This window comes from Allobosea lathyri (genome assembly GCF_900108245.1).
Lineage (GTDB): Bacteria > Pseudomonadota > Alphaproteobacteria > Rhizobiales > Beijerinckiaceae > Allobosea > Allobosea lathyri.
This window is the reverse complement of sequence record NZ_FNUY01000002.1, coordinates 431202-445519: the sequence shown is the minus strand read 5'-3', so window position 1 is coordinate 445519 and position 14318 is coordinate 431202. Positions and strand designations below refer to the sequence as shown.

The window sequence follows — 14318 nt, the reverse complement described above, 5'->3', positions numbered from 1 at the left end:
AATATTGATGCCCGGCCCGCCACGCGGCGAAGCCGGTCACACGCGGCGTCACTAGACCATTTGCATGAGGGGTTCAACCAAGCCGAAGGTCGGTCTGAACCCTCTCTGCGTCATGCCTGGTCGGCGAGGCGCGCAAGCGTCTCGTCCCGCCCCAGGACCGCCATCACGTCGAACAGGCCAGGCGACATCGCGCGGCCGGTCAACGCGGCCCGCAGGGGTTGCGCGGCCTGGCCGAGCTTCAGCCCTTCCTCCTCCGCATAGGCCCGGACGGCGGCCTCCAAGGGCGGCGGCGTCCAGTCGTTGACCGCCGCAAGCTTGGTCGAAAGCCCCGGCAGGCGCTGGCGCGCGGCATCGTCGAGCAGGGCCACCGCCTTGGGATCGAGCTGCAGCGGACGTTTGGCATAGAGATAGAACGCGCTGTCGAGCAGTTCGATCAAGGTCTTGGCGCGCTCCTTCAACCCCGGCATCGCGGCCAGGAATTTTGCCTCCAGCTCGGGCGAGAGCTCGCCCGGCAGGCCCCGCGCCGGCCCGATCTCGGGCAGGATGACCTTGAGTGCCTTCAGCAGATCGTGATCGTCGGACTGGCGCATATAGAGCCCGTTGAGGCTCTCCAGCTTGGCGTAATCGAAGCGGGCAGGCGAACGGCCGATCGAATCGAGGTTGAACAGCGCGATCATCTCCTGCGTCGAGAAGATCTCCTGGTCGCCATGGCTCCAGCCGAGTCGCAGCAGGTAGTTGCGCAGCGCCACTGGCAGATAGCCCATCGAGCGGTAGGCATCGACGCCGAGCGCGCCATGGCGTTTCGAGAGCTTGGCGCCGTCGGCACCGTGGATCAACGGGATGTGCGACATGCTGGGCACGCGCCAACCCATCGCCTGATAGATCTGGGTCTGGCGTGCGGCATTGGTCAGGTGGTCGTCGCCACGAATGACATGGGTGATGCCCATGTCATGGTCGTCGACCACGACGGCGAGCATATAGGTCGGATTGCCGTCCGACCGCAGCAGCACGAGATCGTCGAGATTCTCGTTTTGCCAGACGACGCGGCCCTGAACCTCGTCCTCGACCACGGTCTCGCCGGTCTGTGGCGCGCGCAGCCTTATCACCGGCTTGACGCCGGCCGGCGCGGTTGCCGGGTCGCGGTCGCGCCAGCGCCCGTCATAGCGCATTGGCCGGCCTTCAGCCTTGGCCTTCTCGCGCATCTCGTCGAGTTCGGCCGGCGTGGCGTAGCAATGATAGGCATTGCCCGAGGCCAGCATCTGGTGGGCGACCTCGCGGTGCCTCTCGGCACGCTGGAACTGGTAGACTGTGTCGCCATCCCAATCGAGGCCGAGCCATTTCAGGCCGTCGAGGATCGCCGCGATTGCGGGCTCAGTCGAGCGTTCGCGGTCGGTGTCCTCGATGCGCAGCAACATCTTGCCGCCGTGCCGGCGCGCATAAAGCCAGTTGAACAGCGCAGTACGCGCTCCGCCAATATGCAGGAAACCGGTAGGCGAGGGCGCAAAGCGCGTAACGACGGCATCGCTCATGAAAGGCAGCTCCGGCCGGGCGGCCATAAAGGCCCGGCCCAAAAACACAAAGGTAGCCGGACACGACATGACATCCGACGCGGCCCCTGTAACATGGCTGCGCCGCCTGCGTTAAGCGTAAGATCGCATACGGTGGGGACGGGGGGAGCAGACGGTGCAATCAGCGCCGCCAGGCTTGTGGAAATCGCGCGGCTCGCGGGCCGGCGTCCTGCCGTCACGCCTGCTTGGCGTCGATCTGCATGGCGCCGATCTGCATGGCGTGCGGCTGGGCCTCCTGCTGGCGGAGGGGCGCAGGCGCCTGCTGCGTGCGATGGCGCTGGAAGCCGAGCGCCGGCGCTTGTTCCTCTGGCTGCCCGTGCTCATGGGCGTCGGCATCCTGCTCTACTTCACCGCTGATCGCGAGCCTGCGCTGTGGGCGCCGCTGACGGGACTGACGCTGGCAGGCGGCTTCGCGCTGCTGCTGCGAAATCGCCGCCTCGCGCCGGCCATCTGCCTCGGCATCGCAGCCGTCTTCGCGGGATTCGCGGCGGCGAGCTGGCGCACTACGACGATCGCCGCGCCCATGCTCGAGCGGCCGCGCGTCGGCCAGCTCAGCGGCTTCGTCGAGTCGGTCGAGGCACGGGATGCGGGTGCACGCCTCGTAGTGCTGGTGACCGGTATCGCAGGCGTTGAGGCCGAACGGCAGCCCAGGCGCGTCCGCGTCAACATCCGCGCCGGGTCGATCTCGCCAGGAGACCACATCTCGGCCGTCGCGCGCCTGTTGCCGCCGCCCGGGCCGGCGCGGCCGGGCGGTTATGACTTTGGTCGCGACGCGTTCTTTCGCGGCATCGGCGCGGTCGGCAATATCCCCGGCAAGATTTCCCTGACGCCGCCGCCGCATCCGCCGCCATTCACGCTGGCGATTGCAGTGATGATCGACCGCGCCCGCAACGCCTTGACCCAGCGCATCGCCAGCATCGGAGGCGGGCAGGCCGGCGCGATGGCCGCTGCGCTCGTAACCGGCAAGCGCGGCCTGATCACGGAAACCACCAACACCGACCTGCGCGCGGCGGGCATCTACCACATCGTCTCGATCTCCGGACTTCACATGGTGCTGGCCGCGGGGACGATTTTCTGGATCGTGCGCGCCTTACTGGCGCTTTCGCTGACACTCGCTTCGCATTGGCCGATCAAGAAACTCGCAGCCCTGGCCGCCATGGCCGGCGCCACCGGCTATTGCATCTTCTCGGGCAGCGATGTCGCGACCGTCCGCTCGCTCATCATGACGCTGATGATGCTGGGCGCGATCCTCGTCGACCGCAGCGCATTGAGTATGCGCAACCTCGCGCTTGCAGCCATGATCGTGCTGCTGCGCGAGCCTGACGCGCTGCTTGGCCCGAGCTTCCAGATGTCGTTTGGGGCGGTGGCCGCGCTGATCGCCTTCGCCGAGCGCTGGGAGAACCGAGACCGGCCAGCACCACCGACGCCGCTGCCCTGGCCGATCCGGCCGATCTGGATCGCAGCGAGCGGCATCGTCATCACCACCTTGCTGGCGACGGCGGCGACGGCGCCCTTTGGCGCCTATCATTTCCAGACCTTCAACCTGTTCGGGCTGCTCGGCAATGCGCTGGCTTTGCCCTTCGTCTCGCTCTTCGTGATGCCCGCGGCCGTCTTTGGCGTGTTGGCCTATCCATTCGGGCTCGACTGGCCGGCATGGTGGCTGATGGGCTTTGCGTCCGACATGGTGCTGCGCCTTGCGCACTGGGTCGCGACCATCGACCATTCCACGCTGGTGGTCGTCGCCTTCGGGCCGGCCGCGCTGGGCTGCTTCGCGGCGTCGCTGCTCTGGATCACGCTCTGGACGACCAAGCTGCGCTGGCTCGCGATCCTGCCACTTGCGACCGGCGTCGCCGTGGCAGCCAAGCCCGAGCGGCCCGATATCCTGATCGAGCGCGATGGCTCCGGCATCGCGGTGCGCGGCGCTGACGAGCGGTTGCTCGTGGCGGGGCGGCCGAGCCGTTTCGTCCTGCAACAATGGCTGATCGCCGATGGCGACGGCCGCTCTCCTGATGATGCGACCTTACGGCAGGGCGTGATCTGCGATCAGCTTGGCTGTGTCATCCGCACCAAGGACGGCCGCAGCGTTGCCTATGCCCGCGACAGGCTGGCGATCATCGAGGATTGCCGGCGAGCAGACATCGTGATCACGCCGATCCCCTGGACGGCCGGGTGCAATGCGAGGCTCATCGAACGCACGGCGCTGATCCGCGACGGTGCAACCTCATTGTTCGGCCAGCGAGGTGGTTGGCGCAGCCAATCCGCCGACCTGTCCGCAACGGAACGGCCCTGGAACCGGCGTCGGCCGGAGGTCGCTCCATTGCCCCCAAGGCCCGCACCACAGTCCTTGCCCGATGACGCTACCGACGCTGCCGTCGAATCGCTTCAATAACGCCGCAGGAGATTGACGAGACGTCCCTGGATCTTGACGCGGTCGGGGCCGAGCACGCGGGTCTCATAGGCCGGATTGGCCGCTTCGAGGGCGATCGAGGAGCCGCGCTTGCGCAGCCGCTTCAGTGTCGCCTCCTCATCGTCGATCAGGGCCACGATGATATCGCCGGTATTGGCTGTATCCTGCTTGCGGATCACGACCGTGTCGCCGTCGAGAATACCGGCTTCGACCATCGAATCGCCGCGCACCTCCAGGGCGAAATGCTCGCCGGCACCGAGCATGTCGGCCGGCATCGCGACGTTGTGGCTGCGGCTCTGGATGGCCGAGATCGGCGTGCCTGCCGCGATTCGGCCCATCACCGGAATGGCGATCGTGGCGCGGGTCTCTTCCTCGGCGGGATTGCCGACAGGCTTGACCTTGCCGAGACCGCCCTGAACGATCAACGGGTTGAAGCGGCTGCGCGCGGCCTGCGGGCCACCGACGCCGTCGGGCAGCTTGATGACCTCCAGCGCGCGGGCGCGGTTGGGCAGGCGGCGAATGAAGCCGCGCTCTTCCAGCGCGATGATCAGCCGATGGATGCCCGATTTGGAACGCAGATCGAGCGCATCCTTCATCTCGTCGAAGGAGGGGGGCACGCCGCTTTCACGCAGACGTTCCTGAATGAAGCGAAGCAGTTCGAACTGTTTGCGTGTCAGCATGGTCCCCGCCGGGCGCCCAACGGCGCAGATTCGAAACAAATCACGAACACCATACCTGTTCGTGTTGTGTTCCGCAAGCGGCTCTATCGCAGCCTGATGATCCGGCACGGCGCGTGTTTTTTAGCCGGCTCGGCGAAGGCCGGCCTTATAGCCAGGGCGTCGGCGCGGGCTAGCGTTCCCAGCATCGACGAATCCTGCTTCTCGAAGGGTGTTACCTGCCATCCTGCTTCGGTCAGAACGAGTTCGGCGCGCAGATAATCCTCGCGCTCATCATTAGCCGGCATATCACACCCCAGGATCGCCGGCTCGCTGCGGTCGCGATCAGCCGAGGGCATTCCCTGCAGAGCCTCGATCAGCGGCAGCACGAAGAGATGGCCGCAGACGATCGAGGACACCGGATTGCCGGGCAGACCCACGACGACCATCGGGCCGAGCAGGCCTGTCATCATCGGTTTGCCCGGGCGCATCGCGATCTTCCAGAAGCCGAGTTCCATGCCCTGGCGCTTCAAAGCCTCCTGGACAAGGTCGTGCTCGCCGACAGAAGCGCCGCCGAGCGTGATCAGGACATCGGCGCCTGCAGTGCGGGCCCGCTCTATCTTCGTCGCCAGATCAGGATAATTGTCGCGCGCGATACCCAGATCGAGCGCCGTCGCACCGGCCTGTTCGACCAGCGCGGCCAGCGAAAAGCTGTTGGAGGCGACGATCTGGTCGGGGCCGACAGGTTCGCCGGGCAGCACGAGTTCGTCGCCGGTCGCAAGGATGGCGACGAGCGGCTTGCGCCGCACGTGGAGTGTCGGATGGCCCATCGCAGCCGCGAGGCCGAGTGCGGCGCTGTCGAGCCTGCGCCCGGCGCCAAGCAAGACGTCGCCCTTGCGAAAGTCGAGCCCGGCCGGGCGGACGAATTTGCCCTTGGGAGCGCTCTCCCGGACACGGATCGTCGTGCTGCCGACCCCGTCGGCGTTCTCCTGGATCAGGATGGTGTCGGCGCCGTCGGGCATTGGCGCGCCGGTAAAGATCCGTACGGCCTGACCTGGCTCCAGCCGGCCGGCAAAGGCGCGGCCGGCGGCCGATTCGCCAATCACTAGCAATTCATTTGCCGGCAACAAATCATCGGCGCGGACGGCATAGCCATCCATGGCCGAATTGGCGAAAGGCGGCTGCGTCCGCAGCGCCATGACATCTTCTGCGAGCACTCGTCCGGCGCATTGGGCAAGCGGCAAGGTCTCTGGGGCAGTCGGCGCCGGAACGCTGCCGAGCAGGGCTCTGAGCGCAACCGGAACCGGCGTCAGGGCCATGCGGGTGCTTCCGCCTCGAACGCGCCGGACTTGCCGCCGGATTTGTGCAGGAGCCGTATACCCTCGATCCGCATCGCGCGATCGACCGCCTTGACCATGTCGTAGACGGTCAGGCAGGCGACGCTGACGGCGGTCAGAGCCTCCATCTCGACGCCGGTCTGTCCCTTCATCTTCACCTCGGCGCGAACGCGCACCCCCGGCAGCGCCTCGTCGAGGGTGAGGTCGACCGCGATCTTGCTGATCAGCAGGGGATGGCAGAGCGGGATCAGCTCATGTGTCCGCTTGGCGGCCATGATGCCGGCGAGGCGCGCTGTTCCCAGCACGTCGCCTTTCTTGGCGTCGCCGCTGCGCACGATCGCCAGCGTCTCGGCCTGCATCACGACGCAGCCTTCGGCGATGGCGACCCGCGAGGTCTCGGCCTTGTCGCTGACATCGACCATATGCGCCTGGCCTTGCGCATCGAGATGGCTGAGCCGGCTCACGCCACCGGCTCGCGGGCGGTGCCGGTGAGCAGCATCTGCGTCGCGGCCGCGACATCGGCCTGCCGCATCAGGCTTTCCCCGACCAGGAAGGCATTGACGCCGACGCGATTGAGCCGCGCGACATCGGCATGGTCAAAGATGCCGCTCTCGCTGATGACGATGCGATCGGGCGGGACGCGCGACACCAGCCGCTCGGTCACGGCGAGATCGACCTCGAAGCTGCGCAGGTCGCGGTTGTTGATGCCGAGCAGCCGGCTGTCGAGCGCCAAAGCGCGATCGAGTTCAGCCTCGTTATGGACCTCGACCAGGACATCCATGCCTAGTTCCCGCGCCGTCGCGTTTAGCGCATGTGCGGTTGCGTCGTCGACGCCGGCCATGATGATCAGGATGCAATCCGCCCCCCAGGCGCGGGCCTCGAACACCTGATAGGGCTCGTAGAGGAAATCCTTGCGGAGCGCCGGCAGGCCGCTGGCCTCGCGCGCATCGGGCAGGAACTCCGGCCGTCCCTGGAAGGAGGGACCATCGGTCAGGACGGAGAGGCAGGCCGCGCCGCCGCTTGCATAGGCGCGGGCCAGGGATGGCGGGTCGAAATCGGCCCGGATCAGCCCCTTGGACGGGCTCGCCTTCTTGATCTCGGCGATCAGGCCGGGGCTGCCGGTCGCGAGCTTGGCCGCGAGAGCATCGGCGAAGCCGCGGGTAGGGCCGGCCATGAGGGCGCGCGCCTTCATGTCGCCTTCGGGGACAGCGGCCTTGGCGGCGGCGATCTCCTGGCGCTTGTAGGCTTCGATCTTCGCAAGGATGTCGGTCATCGCCGCCTCACGCGTTCGAGCTTGCGATCAGCGCCGCGAGCGTCGCCTTGGCCTTGCCGGAATCGATCGCATCGGTCGCGCGGACCATGCCGTCACGCAGATCGCCGGCCTGACCGGCCACGACGAGGGCGGCCGCCGCATTGAAGGCTGCGATATCGCGGAATGCAGTCTTCTCGCCATCGAGAACGGCGCGTAGCGCGGCCGCGTTCTGCTCGGGGGCTCCCCCGCGCAGATCCTCCGGCTTTGCCCGGCCGAGCCCGACATCGTCGGGGCTGATCGAGAAGCTCTCGACCTTTCCGCCTTCGAGCGAGACGACGCGCGTCGGTCCGGTCGTGGTGATCTCGTCCAGCCCGTCGGAGCCGTGCACGGCCCAGATCCGTGTCGAGCCCAGCGAGGCCAGCACGCGTACCATCGGGTCCAGCCATGTCTCGGAGAATGCACCGATGAGCTGCTTCTTGACGCCGGCCGGGTTGGAAAGCGGCCCCAGCAGATTGAAGATCGTGCGCGTGCCGAGCTCGGTGCGCACCGGCGCGACATGGCGCATCGAGGCGTGATGGGTCGGCGCGAACATGAAGCCGACGCCGGCCTTGGCGATACAGCGCTCGGTCCCGGCGGGATCGAGCCCGACCTTGACCCCAAGCGCGGTCAGAACGTCGGCAGCCCCGGAACGCGAGGATGCCGCGCGGTTGCCATGCTTGGCGACGGGCACGCCGCAGGCCGCGGTGATGATCGCGGCCAGCGTCGAGACATTATAGGAGCCCGACGCATCGCCGCCGGTTCCGACGATATCGATCGCGTCGGTAGGTGCCTTGACCGGCAGCATCTTGCCGCGCATGGCGCCGACGGCGCCGGCGATCTCCTCGGTGGTCTCGCCACGTACGCGCAGCGCCATCAGGAAGGCCGCAGCCTGCGCGTTGGTCACCTCGCCGGAGAGGATAGTGTCGAAGGCATCGCGCGCCTCGTCCCGCGACAGCGTGGCGCCGGTCGCGACCTTGGCGATGAAGGGCTTGAAATCGTCCATGGGAACTCTGTGAAGCAGGCTTCTTGGGATCAGGCTGAATGGGGCAATGCGGCAGTCTCGCGTTCGCGCGACCATCGCTCGGCGAGATCGAGAAAATTCCGCAGGATGGTTGCGCCATGTTCCGAGGCGATGCTCTCGGGATGGAATTGGACGCCATGCACGGGCAGGTCGCGATGCGACAGCGCCATGATCAGCCCGTCGTCGGTTGCAGCCTCGATATCGAAGGTGGCGGGACAGCTGTCCCGGTCGACCACGAGAGAATGATAGCGCGTCGCCTGGAGCGGCCCGTTGATGCCGCGAAACAGGCCGCGCGCCTTGTGCTGGATGGTCGAGACCTTGCCATGCATCGGCAGCGGCGCGCGCACGACCTCGCCGCCAAAGGCCTGGCCGATGGCTTGCAGGCCAAGGCAGACGCCGAAGATCGGCTTGACGCCGGCGCCCTCGCGAACCAGGTCGAGGCAGATGCCGGCCTCGTTGGGTGTGCAGGGGCCGGGCGACAGCACGATCGCGTCATGCTCGTCACCGAGGGCGTCGGCGACCGTCAGGGCGTCGTTGCGGCGGACGTCGACGCTGGCGCCGAGCCCCCCGATCAGGTGAACGAGGTTCCAGGTGAAGCTGTCGTAATTGTCGATCAGCAGGATGCGCATGAGCCGGACCGTTAATTTGGGCTCCGGTCATGCACGTTCCGGGGCAGGGTGGTCAAGTTCGGCGCGGGGACCGACGCGTCAGACGACAGGCGGGTTGAGCCGCGCAAAACCCTCCTGCCGGTGATAGGGGAAATACGGATAGGGGGCTGTGCGCTGGCTGGCCGCATCCAATCGCGCGATCTGCTCGGGCGTGAGGCTCCAGCCGACTGCGCCGAGATTGTCGCGCAGCTGTGCCTCGTTGCGTGCGCCGATGATGACGGACGAGACCGTCGGGCGCTGCAGCAGCCAGTTGATCGCGATCTGGGGCACGGTCTTACCTGTCTCCTCCGCGACAATGTCGAGCGCCTCGACGATCCCGTAGAGATGCTCGTCCTCGACAGGCGGGCCGAACTCCGCCGTCGCATGCAGCCGGCTCGAGGCGGGAGCGGGCTGGCCGCGCCTGATCTTGCCGGTGAGTCGGCCCCAGCCGAGCGGACTCCAGACCAGCGCGCCGACGCCCTGATCGATTCCCAGCGGCATCAGCTCCCATTCGTAATCGCGGCCGAGCAGCGAATAGTAGACCTGATGGGCGACGTAGCGCGGATGGTCGTGCCGCTCGGCTGTCGCCAGCGATTTCATCAACTGCCAGCCGGAGAAATTGGAGACCCCGACATAGCGCAGCTTTCCGGCCCTAACGAGCATGTCGAGCGTTGCCAGCACCTCCTCGATCGGCGTTCCCGCGTCGAAGGCGTGCAGCTGGAGCAGGTCGATATAATCGGTGCCGAGCCGCCGCAGCGCGTCCTCGCAGGCCTTGATCAGCCGGCTGCGCGAGGAGCCGGCATCATTGGGGCCATCGCCCATCGGCAGGGACGTCTTGGTCGAGATCAGCAGCTTGTCGCGCCGGCCCTTGATCGCCTCGCCCAGCACCTCCTCCGAGGCGCCGTTGGAATAGACATCGGCGGTATCGAAGAGGTTCAGCCCCGCTTCGAGGCAGATATCGACGAGGCGACGCGCTTCCTTGGCGTCGGTCGTGCCCCAGGCACCAAACAGAGGGCCCTGGCCGCCAAAAGTGCCGGCTCCAAAGCTCAGTACCGGCACCTTGAGGCCGGATGCGCCCAAACGCCTGTAATCCATGGTCTCTTCTCCTGTCGTGCGGCCAAGATGGAGCAGGCCCATGCAAGAGATTAGACCGAGACCGGGAACATCATCCGTGAGTTGAATTCACAAGCCCGGCATCGCCCGATGCCGGAGCGCCTAGCCGCGCGCGCCTCGCGGCAGGCCCGCGGTGCGGATCTGCGCCAGCCCGGGCGCGGTCTCGAGGCCGAGCGTCGGCAAGGCGAGCGTCCGCTGGCCCCGGAAATCGACATGGCAGACGAGCAGTCCGCGCTCCTCGATATAGCCGATCAGGCGGCGTGCCCGGCCTGGCGAATGGCTGCCGTAGACGCTCGCCAGCTCCGCATCGCTCGGGCAGGGCGCCCGCTCGATCGCTGCCCGCGCGATGTACAGGAACAGGCCCTGAAGATCGTCGGGCAGGGTTGATGACGCCTCGATTGCGGCCTGCCATGTGTCGGTGCCGGAGAGCTCCTCGCTCGCACCCGCCCGCGCCACGGCGACCCGCCGGCGGAACTCGTCGAGGCTGGGATTGGTGCGTCCGAGCCGGCGCATGCGGCAGCGCACGGTAAAATCCTGATAGAGCACCGCGACCTGCCGCGAGCGCGCCTCGGGGTCCGCCATCAGCTCGCGCAGGATCTCGGTCATGATCGCCTCACGCTCGGCCGGCTCCATCGGAATTTCCGGCTCGGGCTCGGGCGAGGCTGCCGGGCGATAGCTTTCGATCTGGCGCATCACGTCGTTGGCGGGCGGCCGCGGACGCGGTGCGGGGCGGATCGGACGGCTCAGCAGCGGCGGCGGCTCGTCGGCGCCGGCGGTGAAGATCAGCTTGCCGGCCTCTTCGGGCACCTGCTCGGGCATGGGCATCAGGCCCGGAGCGCTGCCGCGATCGGCCGAGGTCGCCGGGCCGATCCGCAAGGGCATCGGGCGTTTCGACAGGGCCGGTCCTAGCGCGACGAACTGGCCGCGTTCGAGATCGCGGAACATCTCCGCCTGCTTGCGGTCCATGCCGAGCAGGTCGGCGGCGCGCGCCATGTCGATGTCGAGGAAGGTGCGGCCCATCAGGAAGTTCGAGGCTTCAGCCGCGACGTTCTTGGCGAGTTTGGCGAGACGCTGCGTTGCGATGACGCCGGCCAGGCCGCGCTTGCGGCCACGGCACATCAGGTTGGTCATGGCGCCCAGCGAGAGCCGGCGCGCCTCGTCGGAGGCCTCGCCCGCCATGACCGGCGCGAAGAGCTGGGCTTCGTCGACGACGATCAGCATTGGAAACCACAGGCTGCGATCGACATCGAACAATCCGCCGAGAAAGGCCGCGACCGCGCGCAGCTGCTCGTCGGCTTCGAGGTTTTCGAGATTGAGGACCACCGAGACGCGGTGCTGGCGCACCCGCAAGGCAACTCGCTGAAGCTCGGCCTCGCCGCATTGCGCATCGACCACGACATGACCGAACTGGTCGGCGAGCGAGACGAAATCGCCTTCGGGATCGATCACGGCCTGCTGGACCAGCGGCGCGCTCTGTTCGAGCAGGCGGCGCAGGAGATGCGACTTGCCCGAGCCGGAATTGCCCTGGACCAGAAGTCGCGTCGCCAGCAATTCGGCGAGATCGAGCAGGGCCGGTCCGCCGCCTTGCACCGCTCCCATATCGATGGCCGTCGTCATACCGTGATCGCGCCGTTTCGTCCGCATCCCCGCGAGAACTCGCGGCCGGCGCTTCTAGCACGTGAAAACGGTCGCGTGGCTGTGCCCGGCACATGCGTCCACAGCAATCGGTGGGCTCTCAGCGCGGGCAGCGGCGACCGCGCTCCTCGCGCTGGATGTCGGCGATGGTCCGGCGCTGGCTGTTCGACAGCGGCAGGTCCTCGGCATTATCGTATTGGCAGCCGGCATTGCCGAAGGCCGCGATGCCACGTTGCGTGCGGAAGCAATAGCCCTGCGCCTTGTAGATCTCGTTGCGGGCGTACCAGAGATCATCGCAGGTCTCGGCTCGCGCGGTCACCGGCAGGGCCGCAAGACCGGCGCCGAAGCATAGCAAGGCTAGAAAGAGAGAGGTTTTGAGCCGCATGCCGATGGTCCGCCGTTCGAGAAAACGTCAATCTGCGTGAAGCCGGCGAACCGGACAAGCCTCGAATCTACTCGAAAAACGTAGCATCTGCGTCGTGCTGCTCTGGCAGAGTGCAGTCGGGGAGGTACATGGATGCCACGCTATGGCTATTGCGAGCGGATCGGTGACGATCTCTGGGCGGAACCCTGGAACGCGCTGACCAACGGCGCCTTTCTGCTGGCTGCGGTGATGGCCCTGTTGCTGTGGAGGCGGGCCGGCGGACGCGATGGTCGGGCTCTCGCACTTATCGCACTGGTCTTCGCCATCGGCATCGGCTCCTTCCTGTTTCACACTATGCCGGGTCGCTGGACGCTCGCCGCCGATGTCGTGCCGATCCAGATGTTTGCCTTCTCCTATTTCGCGCTGGCGCTGGGCCGGTTCCTCGGCCTGCGCCCGATGCTGGCAGGGCTTGGTACGCTCGCTTTTCTGGTTTTCGCGCTGTCGCTGTCATGGGGGATCGCCCCCTTGCTCCCGGCCTCGATGCGCGGGTCAGCCGGCTACGCCGCCTTCCTGTTCGGACTGATTGGCATGGCCTTGGCGTTGTGGCGGCGGTCTGGCGCGACGGAAACGGCGCGAATTCTTGGTCTGGCGGCATTCATCTTCGCGTTGTCGCTGGCGTTTCGCTCGATCGACGGCGCGATTTGTCCAGCCGTGCCGTTGGGCACGCACTGGCTCTGGCATCTGCTGAACGCTGCCGTGCTTTATCTCCTGCTCAGGGCGGCGATCAGATGCGGGCCGCGCACCGGCAGCAACGCGACATCACCGGCCGCGTGATCGATATTGCGAGGGCGGTGTTTACTTGGATGCCGCCATCTCCAGGCAGGTCAGCACCTGGACATAGCTTGGCGGGCCGCCGAGGCCGGTGCTTTCGACGCAGGTCACGCGGCTTGCAGCCGGGTATTGCGACCAGCGCTGCTGCAAGGTGGTCTCCGCCTTGCGCTCGTCGTCACGGCAAGCCTGATTGGGCGGGCGCCCGGCGACAGCAGGTTCCCCCGCATTTCGACAGGTCTGCTCGATATCGAAGCGGGGTGGACCGTCGGCGATCGGCACGAGAAGGCCCGAGGACAGGGTCAGGGCAACAAGACCGGCAATGATCATGGCGGAACCTCCGTAAGGTCGCCCACACGCAAAACGTGTCGCGCAATGCTATGTTCCGCCGATCCGACCCGTTGCACAAGCGCTTCCGGGAAGTGGCTGCTCAGCGCTTCATGACTGTGATGTCGCCTGCCGAGCGCACGTCGATATCGACGATGGCGAGGTCCGGCCGGTCTATTGCAGGCATGGCGCGATGCTCGTCCGGGCGCTGCACGAGCACGAGGCTCGACAGCGCGGGATGGCTTGCGAGGCGCGAATGCGCCAGTGCCGGTTCCATCGCTCCGGGCAGGACGAGGTGAACATTGCGCCCGCCCTCGATGCAGGCCTGAAGATCCCCGAGATTGAACAGCCCGAGCGGCAACAGCTCGACCCCGGTCAGCATTGCCATGCCTGGCCCGCTGGCGAGAGCCGCGAGGTCGCCGCCCACCAGCGTCGTCACGATCCGCGAGGATGAGAGCGGCTTCAGCAGGCGCGAGATGTCCAGCGCCTTGCTGAGCACATCGCGCTCGGAGATCACAGCTCGCCCCGCCAGGGTCAGGGCATTGGCCACCTGTAGCGAAGGGCGGTCGGCCACCTCGGGCAGCGGGTGAAGCATCGCGGTCGCCATCAGCGAATCGAGCGGCGCGACCCCGTCGGGGATGTCCGCGCCGAAACCGCCGACGAAGCGCGTGCCGAAGGACCGCACCGCAAGCTCGCGCAGCATCAGCAGGGGGCGCATCGGGCCGATCCGGCCAACGCCGAGCGCCATCACCGCGCCGGAACTCTCGATAAGCGCGAGCAATTGGCTCTCATTGCCGTGCAGCGGCAGCATCAGCGGCGAGAGCCCGGCACGCAGGCTGGCGAGGATGGAGATGATCGCTTCCGGCCCAAGCGGGGCAAGGATAGCGACGCTGGCGCCAGGCTGGGCCCGGTTGATCGTCAGCAGCCGCGCGAGCTGGTCGATTCGCTCTTCGAGCTGGATGAAATTGATCGATGAGGGGCTGACATCGCTCCAGCCGCGCCGTCCGGGCGGGTCCCGCAAGGCGGCCTCATAGCCGCGGCCGCGGGCGAGGGCTTTGAGCAGCGTGTCGAGATTGAGCCCGTCGAGCAGCGCGGCGGCTTCGTCCGGTTCTGCCCGCATCGAA

The 14318-nt window shown here is 67.0% G+C and carries 14 protein-coding genes; 2 read left to right on the top strand and 12 right to left on the bottom strand.

The features are described 5' to 3' along the window. Positions 1 to 110: 110 nt before the first annotated feature. Positions 111 to 1529 carry a glutamate--tRNA ligase gene (gene gltX / locus C4S73_RS06445; RefSeq protein ID WP_103871866.1) on the bottom strand — a complete coding sequence of 473 codons (1419 nt, stop codon included), beginning with the start codon at positions 1527 to 1529 and terminating at the stop codon, positions 111 to 113. 154 nt (positions 1530 to 1683) lie between these two features. Here gltX and C4S73_RS06440 point away from each other — a divergent pair, with 154 nt between their 5' ends. Then, positions 1684 to 3957, top strand: coding sequence for a ComEC/Rec2 family competence protein (locus C4S73_RS06440; RefSeq protein ID WP_244595464.1), 2274 nt, complete (start codon positions 1684 to 1686; stop codon positions 3955 to 3957). Here C4S73_RS06440 and lexA read toward each other — a convergent pair. From lexA to C4S73_RS06395, 9 genes are all read right to left on the bottom strand, one after another. Continuing rightward, positions 3951 to 4655 (bottom strand): transcriptional repressor LexA, encoded by a 705-nt coding sequence (lexA, locus tag C4S73_RS06435; RefSeq protein WP_103871637.1) that lies wholly within the window; start codon positions 4653 to 4655, stop codon positions 3951 to 3953. The two genes, C4S73_RS06440 and lexA, sit on opposite strands and share 7 nt — an antisense overlap. Positions 4656 to 4738: 83 nt before the next feature. Beyond that, positions 4739 to 5950 (bottom strand): molybdopterin molybdotransferase MoeA, encoded by a 1212-nt coding sequence (locus tag C4S73_RS06430; RefSeq protein ID WP_103871636.1) that lies wholly within the window; start codon positions 5948 to 5950, stop codon positions 4739 to 4741. Then, entirely contained in the window at positions 5941 to 6432 is a 492-nt protein-coding gene (gene moaC, locus C4S73_RS06425) for a cyclic pyranopterin monophosphate synthase MoaC (RefSeq protein ID WP_103871635.1), read from the bottom strand. Before moaC ends, C4S73_RS06430 begins: the two co-directional genes overlap by 10 nt. Beyond that, positions 6429 to 7241 carry an indole-3-glycerol phosphate synthase TrpC gene (gene trpC, locus C4S73_RS06420; protein ID WP_103871634.1) on the bottom strand — a complete coding sequence of 271 codons (813 nt, stop codon included), beginning with the start codon at positions 7239 to 7241 and terminating at the stop codon, positions 6429 to 6431. The genes moaC and trpC overlap by 4 nt, the downstream gene beginning before the upstream one ends. Positions 7242 to 7248: 7 nt before the next feature. After that, on the bottom strand, positions 7249 to 8262 hold the full coding sequence (gene trpD / locus C4S73_RS06415) for an anthranilate phosphoribosyltransferase (RefSeq protein WP_103871633.1): 1014 nt from the start codon (positions 8260 to 8262) through the stop codon (positions 7249 to 7251). A gap of 29 nt (positions 8263 to 8291) precedes the next feature. Next, entirely contained in the window at positions 8292 to 8909 is a 618-nt protein-coding gene (locus tag C4S73_RS06410) for an anthranilate synthase component II (protein WP_103871632.1), read from the bottom strand. Positions 8910 to 8987: 78 nt separating this feature from the next. Continuing rightward, positions 8988 to 10022: an aldo/keto reductase gene (locus C4S73_RS06405; protein WP_103871864.1), complete on the bottom strand. Its 1035-nt coding sequence runs from the start codon at positions 10020 to 10022 to the stop codon at positions 8988 to 8990. 120 nt (positions 10023 to 10142) lie between these two features. Further along, the gene (locus tag C4S73_RS06400) at positions 10143 to 11657 is read right to left on the bottom strand and encodes a helicase HerA domain-containing protein (protein ID WP_103871631.1); all 1515 of its coding nucleotides are present in this window, start codon (positions 11655 to 11657) and stop codon (positions 10143 to 10145) included. Positions 11658 to 11775: 118 nt separating this feature from the next. Beyond that, positions 11776 to 12060: a YARHG domain-containing protein gene (locus C4S73_RS06395; protein ID WP_103871630.1), complete on the bottom strand. Its 285-nt coding sequence runs from the start codon at positions 12058 to 12060 to the stop codon at positions 11776 to 11778. A gap of 132 nt (positions 12061 to 12192) precedes the next feature. On the opposite strand from C4S73_RS06395, the gene C4S73_RS06390 reads away from it, so the two are divergent. Further along, the gene (locus tag C4S73_RS06390; protein WP_103871629.1) at positions 12193 to 12873 is read left to right on the top strand and encodes a ceramidase domain-containing protein; all 681 of its coding nucleotides are present in this window, start codon (positions 12193 to 12195) and stop codon (positions 12871 to 12873) included. 21 nt (positions 12874 to 12894) lie between these two features. Here C4S73_RS06390 and C4S73_RS06385 read toward each other — a convergent pair whose 3' ends face one another. Then, on the bottom strand, positions 12895 to 13197 hold the full coding sequence (locus C4S73_RS06385; RefSeq protein WP_103871628.1) for a hypothetical protein: 303 nt from the start codon (positions 13195 to 13197) through the stop codon (positions 12895 to 12897). A 100-nt stretch (positions 13198 to 13297) separates the two neighbouring features. Then, the gene (locus tag C4S73_RS06380; protein WP_103871627.1) at positions 13298 to 14314 is read right to left on the bottom strand and encodes an AMP-binding protein; all 1017 of its coding nucleotides are present in this window, start codon (positions 14312 to 14314) and stop codon (positions 13298 to 13300) included. Positions 14315 to 14318 lie beyond the last annotated feature (4 nt).